Origin of the sequence: Enterobacter sp. 198, from assembly GCF_009025585.1 — a bacterium.
GTDB classification, from domain to species: Bacteria; Pseudomonadota; Gammaproteobacteria; order Enterobacterales; family Enterobacteriaceae; genus Enterobacter; species Enterobacter ludwigii.
Genome location: NZ_WCIM01000010.1, coordinates 214,947 through 227,665, shown reverse-complemented (window position 1 = coordinate 227,665; position 12,719 = coordinate 214,947). Strand labels below are relative to the sequence as shown.

Sequence of the window (12,719 nt, the reverse complement as noted above, 5' to 3'; positions counted from 1 at the left end):
ATGACGGGCTTTCGTGAACAGGGAAGCGGCATCCCGCTGATGCTGCTCCACGGCATCAGCTCCGGTGCTGCCTCCTGGCATAAACAGATGGCGCTGAACGGTTTTCGCGTGCTGGCGTGGGACATGCCCGGTTATGGCGAAAGCCCGATGCTGGCGGTTGAGCGCGCCAACGCGGGGGATTACGCCGACGCGCTGGCGGCCATGTTGGACCGCGCGGGCGTCTGGCAGGTCGTTCTGGTCGGGCATTCGCTTGGGGCCCTGGTGGCAAGCGCCTTTGCGGCGAAGTATCCCGAACGCGTGCTGCATCTGGTGCTGGCCGATGCCGCGCAGGGTTACGGCCAGGCCGAGCCGGCGCAGCGCGAGCAGGTCTGGCGTAACCGGGAGCAGCAGATGGCGCTTGGGGGCGAGATCCTGGCGCAAACCCGGGCCGCTAAATTATTACGCCCGGGCGCGCGTGAGGACGATATTGCCACCGTTGCGGCGGGCATGCGCAAACTGCGCCCGGAAGGCTACCTTGCTGCCGCATGGATGCTGGCACATGACGATATTCACGGCTGGCTGAAGCGTTACGCCGGTGACTTTGAAGTCTGGTGCGGCGAGCAGGACGCCATTACCCAGCCTGAGCTGGTTCAGGGGCTGGCGTTACGTTACGGCATGCCGTTTACCGCGATTCCCCTGGCCGGGCACGCCAGCTATCTCGATAACGACGCGTTTTTTAATCAACAGCTTTTACGTATCAACGAAGAGGTGCGCGATGAATGCACAAATTGACGGGCGCGTAGCGGTAGTCACCGGCGGTTCTTCTGGCATTGGTTTTGAAACACTGCGCTTGCTGCTGGGCGAGGGGGCAAAAGTGGCGTTCTGTGGCCGCGACCCGGACCGGCTTGCCAGCGCGCATGCGTCGCTGCAAAACGAATTCCCTGATGGCGAGATTTTCTCTCACCGCTGCGACGTGCTGGATGCAGACCAGGTTCAGATCTTCGCCCAGGCCGTTAAGTCCCGCTTTGGCGGGGCAGACTTGCTGATTAATAACGCCGGACAGGGGTATGTGGCGCACTTCAATGACACCCCGCGCGAGGCCTGGCTGCATGAAGCCGAACTGAAACTGTTTGGGGTGATTAACCCCGTGCAGGCTTTTCAGCCGCAGCTGGAGCAATCGGACATTGCCTCCATTACCTGCGTGAACTCGCTGCTGGCGCTGCAGCCAGAGGAACACATGATTGCCACCTCCGCAGCACGTGCCGCGCTGCTCAACATGACGCTCACGCTCTCGAAAGAGCTGGTGAGTAAGGGCATCCGCGTGAATTCCATTTTGCTTGGCATGGTGGAATCCGGCCAGTGGCGGCGTCGCTTTGAGAACCGGGCGGATAAAAGTCAGAGCTGGCCGCAGTGGACCGCGGATATCGCCCGCAAACGCGGCATTCCGATGGCGCGTCTCGGTAAGCCGCAGGAGCCTGCGCAGGCTCTGCTGTTCCTCGCGTCGCCGCTGGCTTCGTTTACCACCGGTGCGGCGCTGGACGTTTCCGGCGGCTTCTGCCGTCATCTGTAAGGACACATCATGAAAAAAATCATGTTAATCGGCTACGGTGCCATGGCGCAGGCGGTCATTGAGCGTCTGCCCGAGCAGGTTGCCATCGGCTGGATCGTGGCGCGCGAGACGCATCATGCTGCTATCCGCCAGCAGTTTGGCGATGCGGTGGTGGCACTGACCTCGCCCGCATTATGTACGGATACTCCCGATCTGGTGCTGGAATGTGCCAGCCAGCAGGCGGTGGCGCAGTACGGGGAAGCGATTTTACGCCGTGGATGGCATCTGGCGGTGATCTCCACCGGCGCGCTGGCAGACAGCGCGCTGGAACAGCGTCTGCTCAACGCAGGCGGAAAGCTGATGCTGCTCTCCGGTGCGGTGGCGGGCATTGATGGCCTGGCAGCGGCAAAAGAGGGCGGGCTTGAGAAGGTGACCTACCAGTCGCGTAAAAGCCCGGCCAGCTGGCGCGGCAGCTATGCCGAGCAGCTTATCGATCTTAACGCCGTGTCCGAGGCGCAGATCTTCTTTGAAGGCAGCGCACGTGAAGCGGCACGACTGTTTCCGGCCAACGCCAACGTGGCGGCGACCGTGGCACTTGGCGGCGTGGGGATGGATGACACCCGCGTGCAACTGATGGTCGACCCGGCCACTCAACGCAATACCCACACGCTGCACGTCGAAGGGATGTTTGGCGAGTTCCATCTGGAGCTGAGCGGGCTACCGCTTGCCAGCAACCCCAAAACCTCCACCCTGGCGGCACTCAGCGCGGTTCGCGCCTGCCGTGAACTGACGCAGCGCTGAGGAGCGACGATGGACGATCTTAACATTTTCATTGGCGGCAACTGGCGGCGTGGCGGCGGTAACCTGATGCAGAGTCATTTCCCGGCAGACGGTGCGGTGAACGCCACGCTCCACGCGGCAAGCCTGGAGGATCTGCAGGAGGCTATCGACGCCGGAGAGCGCGCGTGGCGCGATCCTGCCTGGCGTAACAGCCTGCCGCATGCGCGTGCGAAGATCCTGCATAAGGTGGCGGATCTGATCGAATCCCGCGTCGATGAACTGGCCCGCATGCAGAGTCGCGACAACGGTAAACCGCTGGCGGAAGCGCGGGGTCTGGTGATGAGCGCGGCAGGCACGGCGCGTTATTTTGCCGCCGCCTGCGAGCTGCTGGAAGGTGAACTGCCGACCCCACGCCAGCCTGATGTGCTTACCCTCAGCCGATATGAACCGCTCGGTGTGGTGGCGGCTATCACGCCCTGGAATTCCCCCATTGCCAGCGAAATGCAGAAAGTGGCGCCGGCCATTGCTGCCGGTAACGCGGTGGTTCTCAAACCAGCCGAAGCCACCCCGCTGATGGCGCTGGAGCTGGCGCGTATTTTTGATCAGGCGGGCTTACCCGCCGGGCTGCTGAGCGTGCTGCCGGGCAAAGGCTCGGTGATTGGCGATGCGCTGGCGCGTCATCCGAAAGTGCGGAAAATCTCCTTTACCGGTGGCACCACCACGGGCCGTCATCTGGCGCACGTGGCGGCGGAAAAATTGATCCCGGCCTCGCTGGAACTGGGCGGTAAATCCCCGACCATCGTACTGGAAGATGCCGACGTTGAGCTGGCTGCGCGCGGGATCTGCTACGGCATTTTCAGCTCGGCAGGTCAGGCCTGTATTGCCGGTTCGCGGCTCTTTATCCATGAGCGCCTTTACGCCCCGCTGATGGCAAGGCTGCTCGAATTAACGCGCGGCCTGCGGGTCGGGCATCCCTTTACCGACGGCACCCATGTGGGGCCGCTGATCAACGATGCGCACCGCAAGAGCGTGCAGGCTTACGTTGAACTGGCAAAGCGTGAAGGGGGCCGCGTGCTGTGTGGCGGGGAGAGTCCTGCCGATCCACTGCTGGCAAACGGCAGTTACTTCCAGCCCACCATCATTGAAGGCCTGACCAACAGCGCTCGCGCCTGTCAGGAGGAGATCTTCGGCCCGGTGCTGGTGGCGATGCCCTTTAGCGATGAAGCCGCGTTGATCCGTGAGGCGAATGACTCCGTTTATGGCCTTGCTGCCGGGATCTGGACGCGGGATACCGGGCGCGCCCTGCGCCTGAGCGAGCAGCTTGAAGCGGGCACGGTGTGGATAAACACCTACAAAGTGTTTGCGATTTCGACCCCGTTCGGGGGCTTTAAAGAGAGCGGTCTGGGCCGCGAAAAGGGCATTCAGGGGCTGAAAGCCTGGATGCAGCAAAAGAGCATTTATCTGGCGACGGGTAACAGCGTCAACCACTGGTGCGACTGAGAAAGGGTGAGTAATGAGCGAAATGATAACCGTCGGCGACGCCATCGCCAGAACGCTGGAGCAGTATCAGGTTGAGGCCATCTACGGCGTCATCTCCATCCACAATTTACCCATCGCCGATGCGGTAGGGCAGCGCGGGAATATTCGCTTTGTACCCGCACGTGGCGAAGCGGGGTCGGTCACCATGGCCGATGCCCACGGCCGTTTTTCCGGGCTCGGCGTGGCGCTGACCAGTACCGGCGCCGGGGCGGGTAACGCCGTCGGCGCGCTGGTGGAAGCCATGAATGCCTGCACGCCGCTGCTGCATATCACCGGCCAGGTGGAAAAAGCCTGGCTGGATGCTGACACCGGCTTTATCCACGAAACCCGCGACCAGCTGACCTTCCTGAAGGCCAGCTCAAAACGGGCATACCGCATCAGCAACGCGAACCAGGCGATAGCGATCCTTCACAAGGCCATTCAGGAGGCGCAAACTCCGCCGTGCGGGCCGGTCTCCGTGGAGATCCCGATTGATATTCAGGGGGCGAAAATCCCCGTGTCGCTGATCACCGCTCCGGTGAAACCGACGTCGGTTTCCGCGGTTGATACGACAGTGGTCGACACGCTGTGGGCGCAGCTTAAACAGGCCAGACAGCCGCTGCTGTGGCTGGGTGGCGGAGCGCTTGGTAGCGCTGATGCGGTAAAAAAACTGGCGGATGCGGGAGTGACGGTTATCTCCAGCACCCACGCGCGCGGCGTGCTGCCGGACAGCCATCGCGCCAGCCTGCGGGCGTTTCATAACTCGCCGTCAGTTGAGGCGTTGATCGCCCAGTGCGACTTTACGCTGGTCGCCGGCTCACGCCTGCGCAGCAACGAAACTCGCTCGTGGACGCTTGAATTACCGCATCCCCGCGTCCAGATCGATATCGACCCCGCGGCGGCGAGCCGCAACTATCTGATGGACACAACCCTTGTGGCCGACTGCGCGGCGCTGTTAACCGCGCTGGCGGCTAAAGCGCAGGGGCGTGAATGGGGCGATGCGCAGTGGGATACGCAGGTGCAGCAGGCGCTGGCGAAAGCCGTTGCGGGACTGCGTGAGCAGTGCGGTGCTTATGCGAAGCTCAACGACGCCATCGAGAACGCGCTACCGCAAGATGGCCTGCTGGTTCGTGATATCACCGTTTCCGGAAGCCTGTGGGGCAGCCGTCTCTTCCGTGCCAATGGACCGCTGATGAACATTCACTCGCTGGCAGGCGCCATCGGTATGGGGCTACCGATGGCGATTGGCACGGCGATTGCCAACCCGCAACGCAAAGTGGTGGGGCTGGTGGGCGATGGTGGCGTAAGCCTGAATCTGGGCGAGATGGCAACGCTGGCGCAGGAGAAGGCCAACGTGACGCTGCTGGTGATGAACGACGGCGGTTACGGCGTCATGCGCGGCATTCAGGATAAGTATTTCGGCGGGCGTCAGTATTATAACGAGCTGCATACCCCGGACTTTACGCAGCTGGCGCATGCGATGGGGTTACAGGTGTGGAGCGTCGAACGGGCGGAGGATTTTGAGGCGGTGATGACCGAAGCGCTTGCCATGCCAGGACCGTCGGTAGTGGAAGTGCGGATGGGACAGATTGGCGCGCTGAAGTTTGCCGGGCCGCCGCAGAAGACGTTGTACTAAGCGTGTTTACCCTCACTTCCGCCCTCTCCCTTAGGGAGAAGGGCGGGTGAGGGGCTTAATCAGAACACGTTAAACGGGTATTCCACGTACGCGCGGATCTCATCCCCGCCCACGTTATAGTCGCTGGCGTTGCTGGACACGCGCAGGACGGAGTAACGGAGTTTCAGTTTCAGATCTTTAGCCGGGCCGTCCTGCACCTGATACTGGATCTGGTTAAACCACTCATGCTCTTTACCGTTGCTGGTTTCAGAGGTCTTGATGTTGTCGCCACGCACGTAAGCTGTGGTCCAGCTCAGGCCCGGTAAACCCAGACCGCCGAAGTCCAGTGCGTAAGAAGCCTGCCATGAGCGCTCATCTTCGCCGTTGAAATCAGACCAGTAGGAGTTCGCCAGCCAGATGGTATTGCCGCCGTCACCTACGCCACCCTGATCGCGATAGCTGCCATAGTGATAGCCGGTGCTGCCGCTGCTCTGCTGATACGCCACCTTGAAGGTATGAATATCCCAGATGTAGCTTGCCGCCAGGCTCCAGATGCTATTGCTGCGTCCGGTATCAAGGCTGTCTGCGTAGCGCTGATCCAGGCGTGAGTTATAGCCGTTGAAATCGAGCACCAGCTGTTGCCCGGTGCTGAACGGCTGTTTGAAGTTCATTCCCAGGTACTGCTTGTTCATCACCTCTTCCACATGAGAGGCATACAGCGCACCGCTGAACTGGTCGTTGAACTGGTAGCTCGCACCGCCGAAGGAGAGGCTCTTCAGGCCGCTGTCGTGGCGGTCGTCACTTTTGCGCTGCTCATCGGTGAAGTAACCGGCGTTCACTTCCAGGCCCGCGATCTCTTTTGAGGTCAGCATGGTGCCGGTAAAGCTTTCAAACAGCAGACGGGAATTGTCGGCATTCACAATCGGTAATTCCGGACGCTGGTTACCGTAGCTCAGCACGGTATTGGAAATACGCATTTTTGCTGTGGCGCCAAATTTCGCCAGATCGGATTTAGCCCGGCCATCGTCTTCCTGTTTAAAGAAGTCAATGCCGCCCGCGCCGCTCTTTCCACGACCGCCGTCCAGACGCACGCCATACTGGGCAATGCCGTCCACACCAAAGCCAACCAGCCCTTCGGTATAGCCGGATTCGAACGTGGCAACGATACCCTGACCCCATTCGGCTTTGTCCTGCTGGCCCTGATGATAATCACGGCTGATATACGCATTGCGTAAAAACAGATCTAAATGGCTGTCATCAACAAACCCTTTGCTGTCGGATTGCTGGCTTGCAACGGCGGGTAATGCGGCGAATAAACTTAACGCAATTAATGATAATTCTTTTTTCACGGAGGGAACGTCTCTGTCTTAATATTGTAAATTGAATTACTGCGAGCTCGATAATTACCCGAATGGTAAATGATTGCAATAATTATGTGACGAGACGTTTCAGGGCAATAAGCCAGTGTTTGCGCGGCTTAGAAAGGTACTAAAGTGCTATTACCGATATGTGCGGTTAAATTAACAATTCATGCGAAATAAAAAGGAGGCAAATATGCCTCCTTCTGAATTATTTAATTCCGTCTGCGGCCATACGGTCGCGAATATGCTGTGCGCGCTCTTCTGACGCCGGGTGGTCATCAAACATAGAGCTCTGGCGACCGGCTTCCAGTTTGGCCAGTTTTTCGAAGCTGGTGGCTAAACCTGATGGATTAATGCCGCGTTTGCGCAACAGATCGTAGGAGTAGTCATCCGCTTCGGATTCCTGACGCTGCGAGAACTGAGAGTTAACCAGTTTTTCACCCACATCGCCAAGCTGCGACTGTGACAGGCTGCCGACGATACCGCCCGTAGACGCCGCCGCGGCGCGGATGGCGTTAGTGCCTAACGCAACCTGCATGCCTTTCTTCACGTGGCCAAGTGCAACGTGGCCCATTTCATGGCCGATAACCGCTTCAACTTCGTTGTCGGTCATCATATCCATCAGCCCGCTGTAAACGCGGATGCAGCCGTTCGCCATCGCGAAGGCGTTTACATCTTTGGCCATGTACACCTTATAGTTCACCGGCTGGCCGTTAATGTTATCACCCAGCGCGGAGGCTATCTTATTCAGACGCTGCGTGTAGGTACTATTGGCCGGGGCAAGCGTGGCTTTTCCGTCCATATCTTTACAGGCCTGGTCGCTCAGCGCTTTAACCTGTGCGTCGCTCAGGGAGTAGGCCTGAAAGGCTTCTGCGCCTGAGGACATCAGGCCGTTAGAATCCATATTCTGACAGCCGCTCAGCAGGAGCGTTGTACCCAGGGCCAGCACTATTGCACGCATTTTCATGATGTCGCTTCCGTACTCGTTAATCTGAATAAAATCTGAAAAGTGCACCGGCAACGAAGCCGGGGTCGGGCTAAGTATAAGGAATATCTACGGGGCCGGGCGAGCAGATTGCGCAACATGCGAGCATGATCCAGAGATTTCTTAAGCTGCAAAAGAATGCTCCATGTACATGACATGCCGCTTGGGTTACATTGTTGGCACTTTTTTCCGGCGTAGCCCAAAACGCGCTGTCGTCAAGGGCATGGCCTTTAACAGTCCGATCTGGAGTTAAAATGTCCTCACGTAAAGAGCTTGCTAATGCTATTCGTGCGCTGAGCATGGACGCAGTACAGAAAGCCAAATCTGGCCACCCGGGCGCCCCAATGGGTATGGCTGATATCGCCGAAGTCCTGTGGCGAGATTTCCTGAACCACAACCCGCAGAACCCTTCCTGGGCTGACCGCGACCGTTTCGTGCTGTCTAATGGCCACGGCTCAATGCTGATCTATAGCCTGCTGCACCTCACTGGCTACGATCTGCCAATTGAAGAGCTGAAAAACTTCCGCCAGCTGCACTCCAAAACGCCAGGTCACCCGGAAGTGGGTTACACCGCAGGTGTAGAAACCACCACCGGCCCGCTGGGTCAGGGTATTGCTAACGCGGTGGGTATGGCGATTGCCGAGAAAACCCTGGCCGCGCAGTTCAACCGTCCAGGCCATGACATTGTTGACCACTTCACCTACGCATTCATGGGCGACGGCTGCATGATGGAAGGCATTTCTCACGAAGTGTGCTCCCTGGCAGGTACCCTGAAGCTGGGCAAACTGGTTGCGTTCTATGACGACAACGGCATCTCCATCGACGGTCACGTTGAAGGCTGGTTCACTGACGACACCGCGAAGCGTTTCGAAGCTTACGGCTGGCACGTTGTGCGTGGCGTTGACGGTCACGATGCTGACTCGATTAAACGTGCAGTAGAAGAAGCGCGCGCAGTGACGGACAAGCCGTCACTGCTGATGTGCAAAACCATCATTGGTTTCGGTTCTCCAAACAAAGCGGGTACCCACGATTCCCACGGTGCGCCACTGGGCGACGCGGAAATCGCTCTGACGCGCGAAGCGCTGGGCTGGAAATATCCTGCTTTCGAAATCCCATCTGAAATTTACGCGCAGTGGGATGCTAAAGAAGTGGGTCAGGCGAAAGAATCCGCATGGAACGAGAAGTTCGCTGCCTATGCGAAAGCCTTCCCACAGGAAGCGGCTGAATTTACCCGTCGTATGAAGGGTGACATGCCGTCTGACTTCGACGCCAAAGCGAACGAGTTCATTGCTAAACTGCAGGCGAACCCATCTAACATCGCCAGCCGTAAAGCCTCTCAGAATGCGATTGAAGCGTTCGGTCCGCTGCTGCCAGAATTCCTGGGCGGCTCCGCTGACCTGGCGCCATCTAACCTGACAATCTGGTCTGGTTCTAAAGCAATCAACGAAGACACTGCCGGTAACTACATCCACTACGGTGTGCGTGAATTCGGTATGACTGCGATTGCGAACGGTATCTCCCTGCACGGTGGTTTCCTGCCGTACACCTCTACCTTCCTGATGTTTGTCGAGTACGCGCGTAACGCCGTGCGTATGGCTGCGCTGATGAAACAGCGTCAGGTGATGGTCTACACTCACGACTCCATCGGTCTGGGCGAAGATGGTCCAACTCACCAGCCGGTAGAGCAGGTGGCTTCCCTGCGCGTGACGCCAAACATGAGCACATGGCGTCCATGTGACCAGGTTGAGTCCGCCGTGGCGTGGAAATACGGTGTTGAGCGTCAGGACGGTCCAACTGCACTGATCCTCTCCCGTCAGAACCTGGCACAACAGGAACGTACTCCAGAGCAGCTGGCGAACATCGCCCGTGGTGGTTACGTGCTGAAAGATTGCGCGGGTCAGCCAGAGCTGATCTTCATCGCGACCGGTTCTGAAGTTGAGCTGGCTGTTGCCGCATGGGAAAAACTGTCTGCCGAAGGCGTTAAAGCGCGCGTGGTTTCCATGCCGTCTACCGATGCGTTCGACAAGCAGGATGCCGCCTACCGTGAATCCGTACTGCCTAAAGCCGTTACCGCGCGCGTGGCAGTAGAAGCAGGTATCGCTGACTACTGGTTCAAATATGTGGGCCTGAACGGCGCAATCGTCGGCATGACCACCTTCGGTGAATCTGCTCCGGCAGAGCTGCTGTTCGAAGAGTTCGGCTTCACCGTTGAAAACGTTGTCGCGAAAGCAAAAGAACTGCTGTAATTGTTTGTAGGGGAGGGGCGCGAGCCCCTGTCCATGCTCTCACTGAGAAGAGGGCACAAACACCCTAAACGGTAACCTTTGGGTTACCGTTTTGTTTTTTTCACGCTATCCGCCTTATATGTCCACTATTCCTCAAACATGTAACGTTCCTGTGAATTATTCCATCCAAAATGTGACGCAAGTCATATAGCGCGCTTATTGCTCTGGACAGACATTCCTTTTATTCCCTGATTCGCTTATTCTAGCTGAAGCGTTTCAGTCGATTAAATGTTCGACAATTGACCAATCAATCGCAGTTTGTGACAGCAAGGATTCCCCTTCGGGCGTAGCTGGATTACTCTTTCAGCCACCTCAAACTCAGGGATAGCTTTGCAGGAGATCTATGACCGTACGCGTAGCGATTAATGGCTTCGGTCGCATCGGGCGTAACGTGGTTCGTGCTTTATATGAATCCGGGCGTCGGGCGGAAATAACCGTGGTGGCTATCAACGAACTGGCGGATGCTGCGGGCATGGCGCATTTGTTGAAATATGACACCAGCCACGGACGCTTTGCCTGGGATGTTCGCCAGGAAAGAGATCAGCTGTTTGTCGGCGACGATGCTATCCGCGTGCTGCATGAGAGCAGTATTGCCGGGCTACCGTGGCGTGAACTGGGTGTGGATATCGTACTTGATTGTACTGGCGTATACGGTAACCGCGAGCATGGCGAAGCGCATCTGACAGCAGGTGCGAAAAAAGTCCTGTTTTCCCATCCTGGCAGCAACGACCTCGACGCGACCGTCGTATTTGGCGTGAATCAGCATGAGCTGCAAGCCGAACACCGCATTGTTTCCAACGCCTCCTGCACCACCAACTGCATTATTCCGGTCATCAAACTGTTAGACGATGCGTATGGCATTGAATCCGGCACCGTAACCACGATTCATTCAGCGATGCACGATCAGCAGGTGATTGACGCCTACCACCCGGACTTACGACGCACGCGAGCCGCGAGCCAGTCAATCATTCCGGTGGACACAAAACTGGCGGCAGGTATCACCCGTTTTTTCCCGCAGTTTAATGATCGTTTTGAAGCAATTGCCGTACGTGTACCGACGATTAACGTCACCGCAATTGATCTGAGCGTGACGGTGAAAAAACCGGTAAAAGCCTGTGAAGTCAACCTGTTGCTGCAAAAAGCGGCACAGGGGGCATTTCATGGTATAGTTGACTATACGGAATTACCGTTGGTCTCAGTAGATTTTAACCACGACCCGCACAGCGCCATTGTCGATGGCACTCAAACGCGCGTCAGTGGCGCACACCTTATCAAGACGCTGGTCTGGTGTGATAACGAATGGGGCTTTGCTAACCGAATGCTCGACACCACGTTAGCAATGGCCGCTCAAGGTTTCAGGTAAGACGCATCGTGCGTCTGCAAAACTTTAAGAATCAACGAGAGGATTCACCATGTCTGTAATTAAGATGACCGATCTGGATCTGGCTGGTAAACGCGTTTTCATCCGTGCTGATCTGAACGTACCGGTTAAAGATGGCAAAGTGACCAGCGACGCGCGTATCCGTGCATCTCTGCCAACCATCGAACTGGCTCTGAAGCAGGGCGCTAAAGTGATGGTGACCTCCCACCTGGGTCGTCCAACTGAAGGCGAGTACAATGAAGAGTTCTCTCTGCTGCCAGTTGTTAATTACCTGAAAGACAAACTGTCCAACCCGGTTCGCCTGGTAAAAGATTACCTGGACGGCGTAGACATCGCTGCCGGTGAACTGGTTGTTCTGGAAAACGTTCGCTTCAACAAAGGCGAAAAGAAAGACGACGAAGCGCTGTCCAAAAAATACGCTGCACTGTGTGACGTATTCGTGATGGATGCCTTCGGTACTGCTCACCGTGCGCAGGCTTCAACCCACGGTATCGGTAAATTCGCAGACGTCGCGTGTGCCGGTCCTCTGCTGGCTGCTGAGCTGGACGCACTGGGTAAAGCGCTGAAAGAACCTGCTCGTCCAATGGTTGCAATCGTTGGTGGTTCTAAAGTTTCTACCAAACTGACCGTACTGGATTCCCTGTCTAAAATCGCTGACCAGCTGATCGTTGGTGGTGGTATCGCGAACACCTTCGTGGCGGCACAAGGCCATAATGTCGGTAAATCCCTGTACGAAGCGGATCTGGTTGACGAAGCAAAACGTCTGCTGACTACCTGCGATATCCCGGTTCCAACGGATGTTCGCGTCGCGACTGAGTTCTCTGAAACAGCGACTGCGACCCTGAAATCTGTTAACGACATCAAAGATGATGAGCAGATTCTGGACCTGGGCGACGTTTCTGCACAGAAATTGGCTGAAATCCTGAAAAACGCGAAAACTATCCTGTGGAATGGTCCTGTTGGCGTGTTCGAATTCCCGAACTTCCGCAAAGGTACTGAAATCGTTGCTAACGCTATCGCAGACAGCGAAGCGTTCTCTATCGCAGGCGGCGGTGATACGCTGGCAGCAATCGACCTGTTCGGTATTTCTGACAAGATCTCCTACATCTCCACTGGTGGCGGCGCATTCCTCGAGTTCGTGGAAGGCAAAGTACTGCCAGCAGTAGCAATGCTCGAAGAGCGCGCTAAGAAGTAAGCCATTCAAGGGCAGGGAAACCTGCCCAATTTTCAGCGCGCTTTAAGAGCTCGCACCTTTTCTAACGGCCG

General features: G+C 57.2%; 10 protein-coding genes. 8 read left to right on the top strand and 2 right to left on the bottom strand.

Annotated elements, in window-relative coordinates; translation table 11 throughout:
- The 5 genes from F8561_RS04075 to F8561_RS04055 are packed head-to-tail and all read left to right on the top strand — an operon-like array spanning window position 1 to window position 5,462.
- Complete coding sequence (locus tag F8561_RS04075; protein ID WP_025203266.1) at window positions 1-771, top strand: alpha/beta fold hydrolase; 771 nt, start codon at window positions 1-3, stop codon at window positions 769-771.
- Window positions 755-1,549 (top strand): SDR family oxidoreductase, encoded by a 795-nt coding sequence (locus tag F8561_RS04070; RefSeq protein WP_032680326.1) that lies wholly within the window; start codon window positions 755-757, stop codon window positions 1,547-1,549. Before F8561_RS04075 ends, F8561_RS04070 begins: the two co-directional genes overlap by 17 nt.
- A gap of 9 nt (window positions 1,550-1,558) precedes the next feature.
- Window positions 1,559-2,329, top strand: a complete 771-nt coding sequence (locus tag F8561_RS04065) for an aspartate dehydrogenase (RefSeq protein ID WP_151887175.1) — start codon at window positions 1,559-1,561, stop codon at window positions 2,327-2,329.
- Between the two features lie 9 nt (window positions 2,330-2,338).
- Window positions 2,339-3,808 carry an aldehyde dehydrogenase gene (locus F8561_RS04060; protein WP_151887174.1) on the top strand — a complete coding sequence of 490 codons (1,470 nt, stop codon included), beginning with the start codon at window positions 2,339-2,341 and terminating at the stop codon, window positions 3,806-3,808.
- A 13-nt stretch (window positions 3,809-3,821) separates the two neighbouring features.
- Window positions 3,822-5,462 carry a thiamine pyrophosphate-binding protein gene (locus F8561_RS04055; RefSeq protein WP_151887173.1) on the top strand — a complete coding sequence of 547 codons (1,641 nt, stop codon included), beginning with the start codon at window positions 3,822-3,824 and terminating at the stop codon, window positions 5,460-5,462.
- A 59-nt stretch (window positions 5,463-5,521) separates the two neighbouring features.
- On the opposite strand, the gene F8561_RS04050 is transcribed toward F8561_RS04055, so the two are convergent.
- Together F8561_RS04050 and F8561_RS04045 are read right to left on the bottom strand one after the other, a co-directional pair.
- Window positions 5,522-6,790 (bottom strand): OprD family outer membrane porin, encoded by a 1,269-nt coding sequence (locus tag F8561_RS04050; RefSeq protein WP_020883713.1) that lies wholly within the window; start codon window positions 6,788-6,790, stop codon window positions 5,522-5,524.
- A 220-nt stretch (window positions 6,791-7,010) separates the two neighbouring features.
- The gene (locus tag F8561_RS04045; protein WP_020883714.1) at window positions 7,011-7,769 is read right to left on the bottom strand and encodes a M48 family metallopeptidase; all 759 of its coding nucleotides are present in this window, start codon (window positions 7,767-7,769) and stop codon (window positions 7,011-7,013) included.
- Window positions 7,770-8,041: 272 nt separating this feature from the next.
- On the opposite strand from F8561_RS04045, the gene tkt reads away from it, so the two are divergent.
- From tkt to pgk, 3 genes are all read left to right on the top strand, one after another.
- Complete coding sequence (gene tkt / locus F8561_RS04040; protein ID WP_151887172.1) at window positions 8,042-10,033, top strand: transketolase; 1,992 nt, start codon at window positions 8,042-8,044, stop codon at window positions 10,031-10,033.
- 382 nt (window positions 10,034-10,415) lie between these two features.
- Window positions 10,416-11,435, top strand: coding sequence for an erythrose-4-phosphate dehydrogenase (epd, locus tag F8561_RS04035; RefSeq protein WP_014171537.1), 1,020 nt, complete (start codon window positions 10,416-10,418; stop codon window positions 11,433-11,435).
- 49 nt (window positions 11,436-11,484) lie between these two features.
- Window positions 11,485-12,648, top strand: a complete 1,164-nt coding sequence (gene pgk, locus F8561_RS04030) for a phosphoglycerate kinase (protein WP_014171536.1) — start codon at window positions 11,485-11,487, stop codon at window positions 12,646-12,648.
- Window positions 12,649-12,719 lie beyond the last annotated feature (71 nt).

What these genes read in the sequence shown, in the direction of transcription:
- F8561_RS04075 (WP_025203266.1), top strand. Translation starts at nt 1, where the DNA reads ATGACGGGCTTTCGTGAACAGGGAAGCGGCATCCCGCTGATGCTGCTC.
- F8561_RS04070 (WP_032680326.1), top strand. Translation starts at nt 755, where the DNA reads ATGAATGCACAAATTGACGGGCGCGTAGCGGTAGTCACCGGCGGTTCT.
- F8561_RS04065 (WP_151887175.1), top strand. Translation starts at nt 1,559, where the DNA reads ATGAAAAAAATCATGTTAATCGGCTACGGTGCCATGGCGCAGGCGGTC.
- F8561_RS04060 (WP_151887174.1), top strand. Translation starts at nt 2,339, where the DNA reads ATGGACGATCTTAACATTTTCATTGGCGGCAACTGGCGGCGTGGCGGC.
- F8561_RS04055 (WP_151887173.1), top strand. Translation starts at nt 3,822, where the DNA reads ATGAGCGAAATGATAACCGTCGGCGACGCCATCGCCAGAACGCTGGAG.
- F8561_RS04045 (WP_020883714.1), bottom strand. Translation starts at nt 7,769, where the DNA reads ATGAAAATGCGTGCAATAGTGCTGGCCCTGGGTACAACGCTCCTGCTG.
- tkt (WP_151887172.1), top strand. Translation starts at nt 8,042, where the DNA reads ATGTCCTCACGTAAAGAGCTTGCTAATGCTATTCGTGCGCTGAGCATG.
- epd (WP_014171537.1), top strand. Translation starts at nt 10,416, where the DNA reads ATGACCGTACGCGTAGCGATTAATGGCTTCGGTCGCATCGGGCGTAAC.
- pgk (WP_014171536.1), top strand. Translation starts at nt 11,485, where the DNA reads ATGTCTGTAATTAAGATGACCGATCTGGATCTGGCTGGTAAACGCGTT.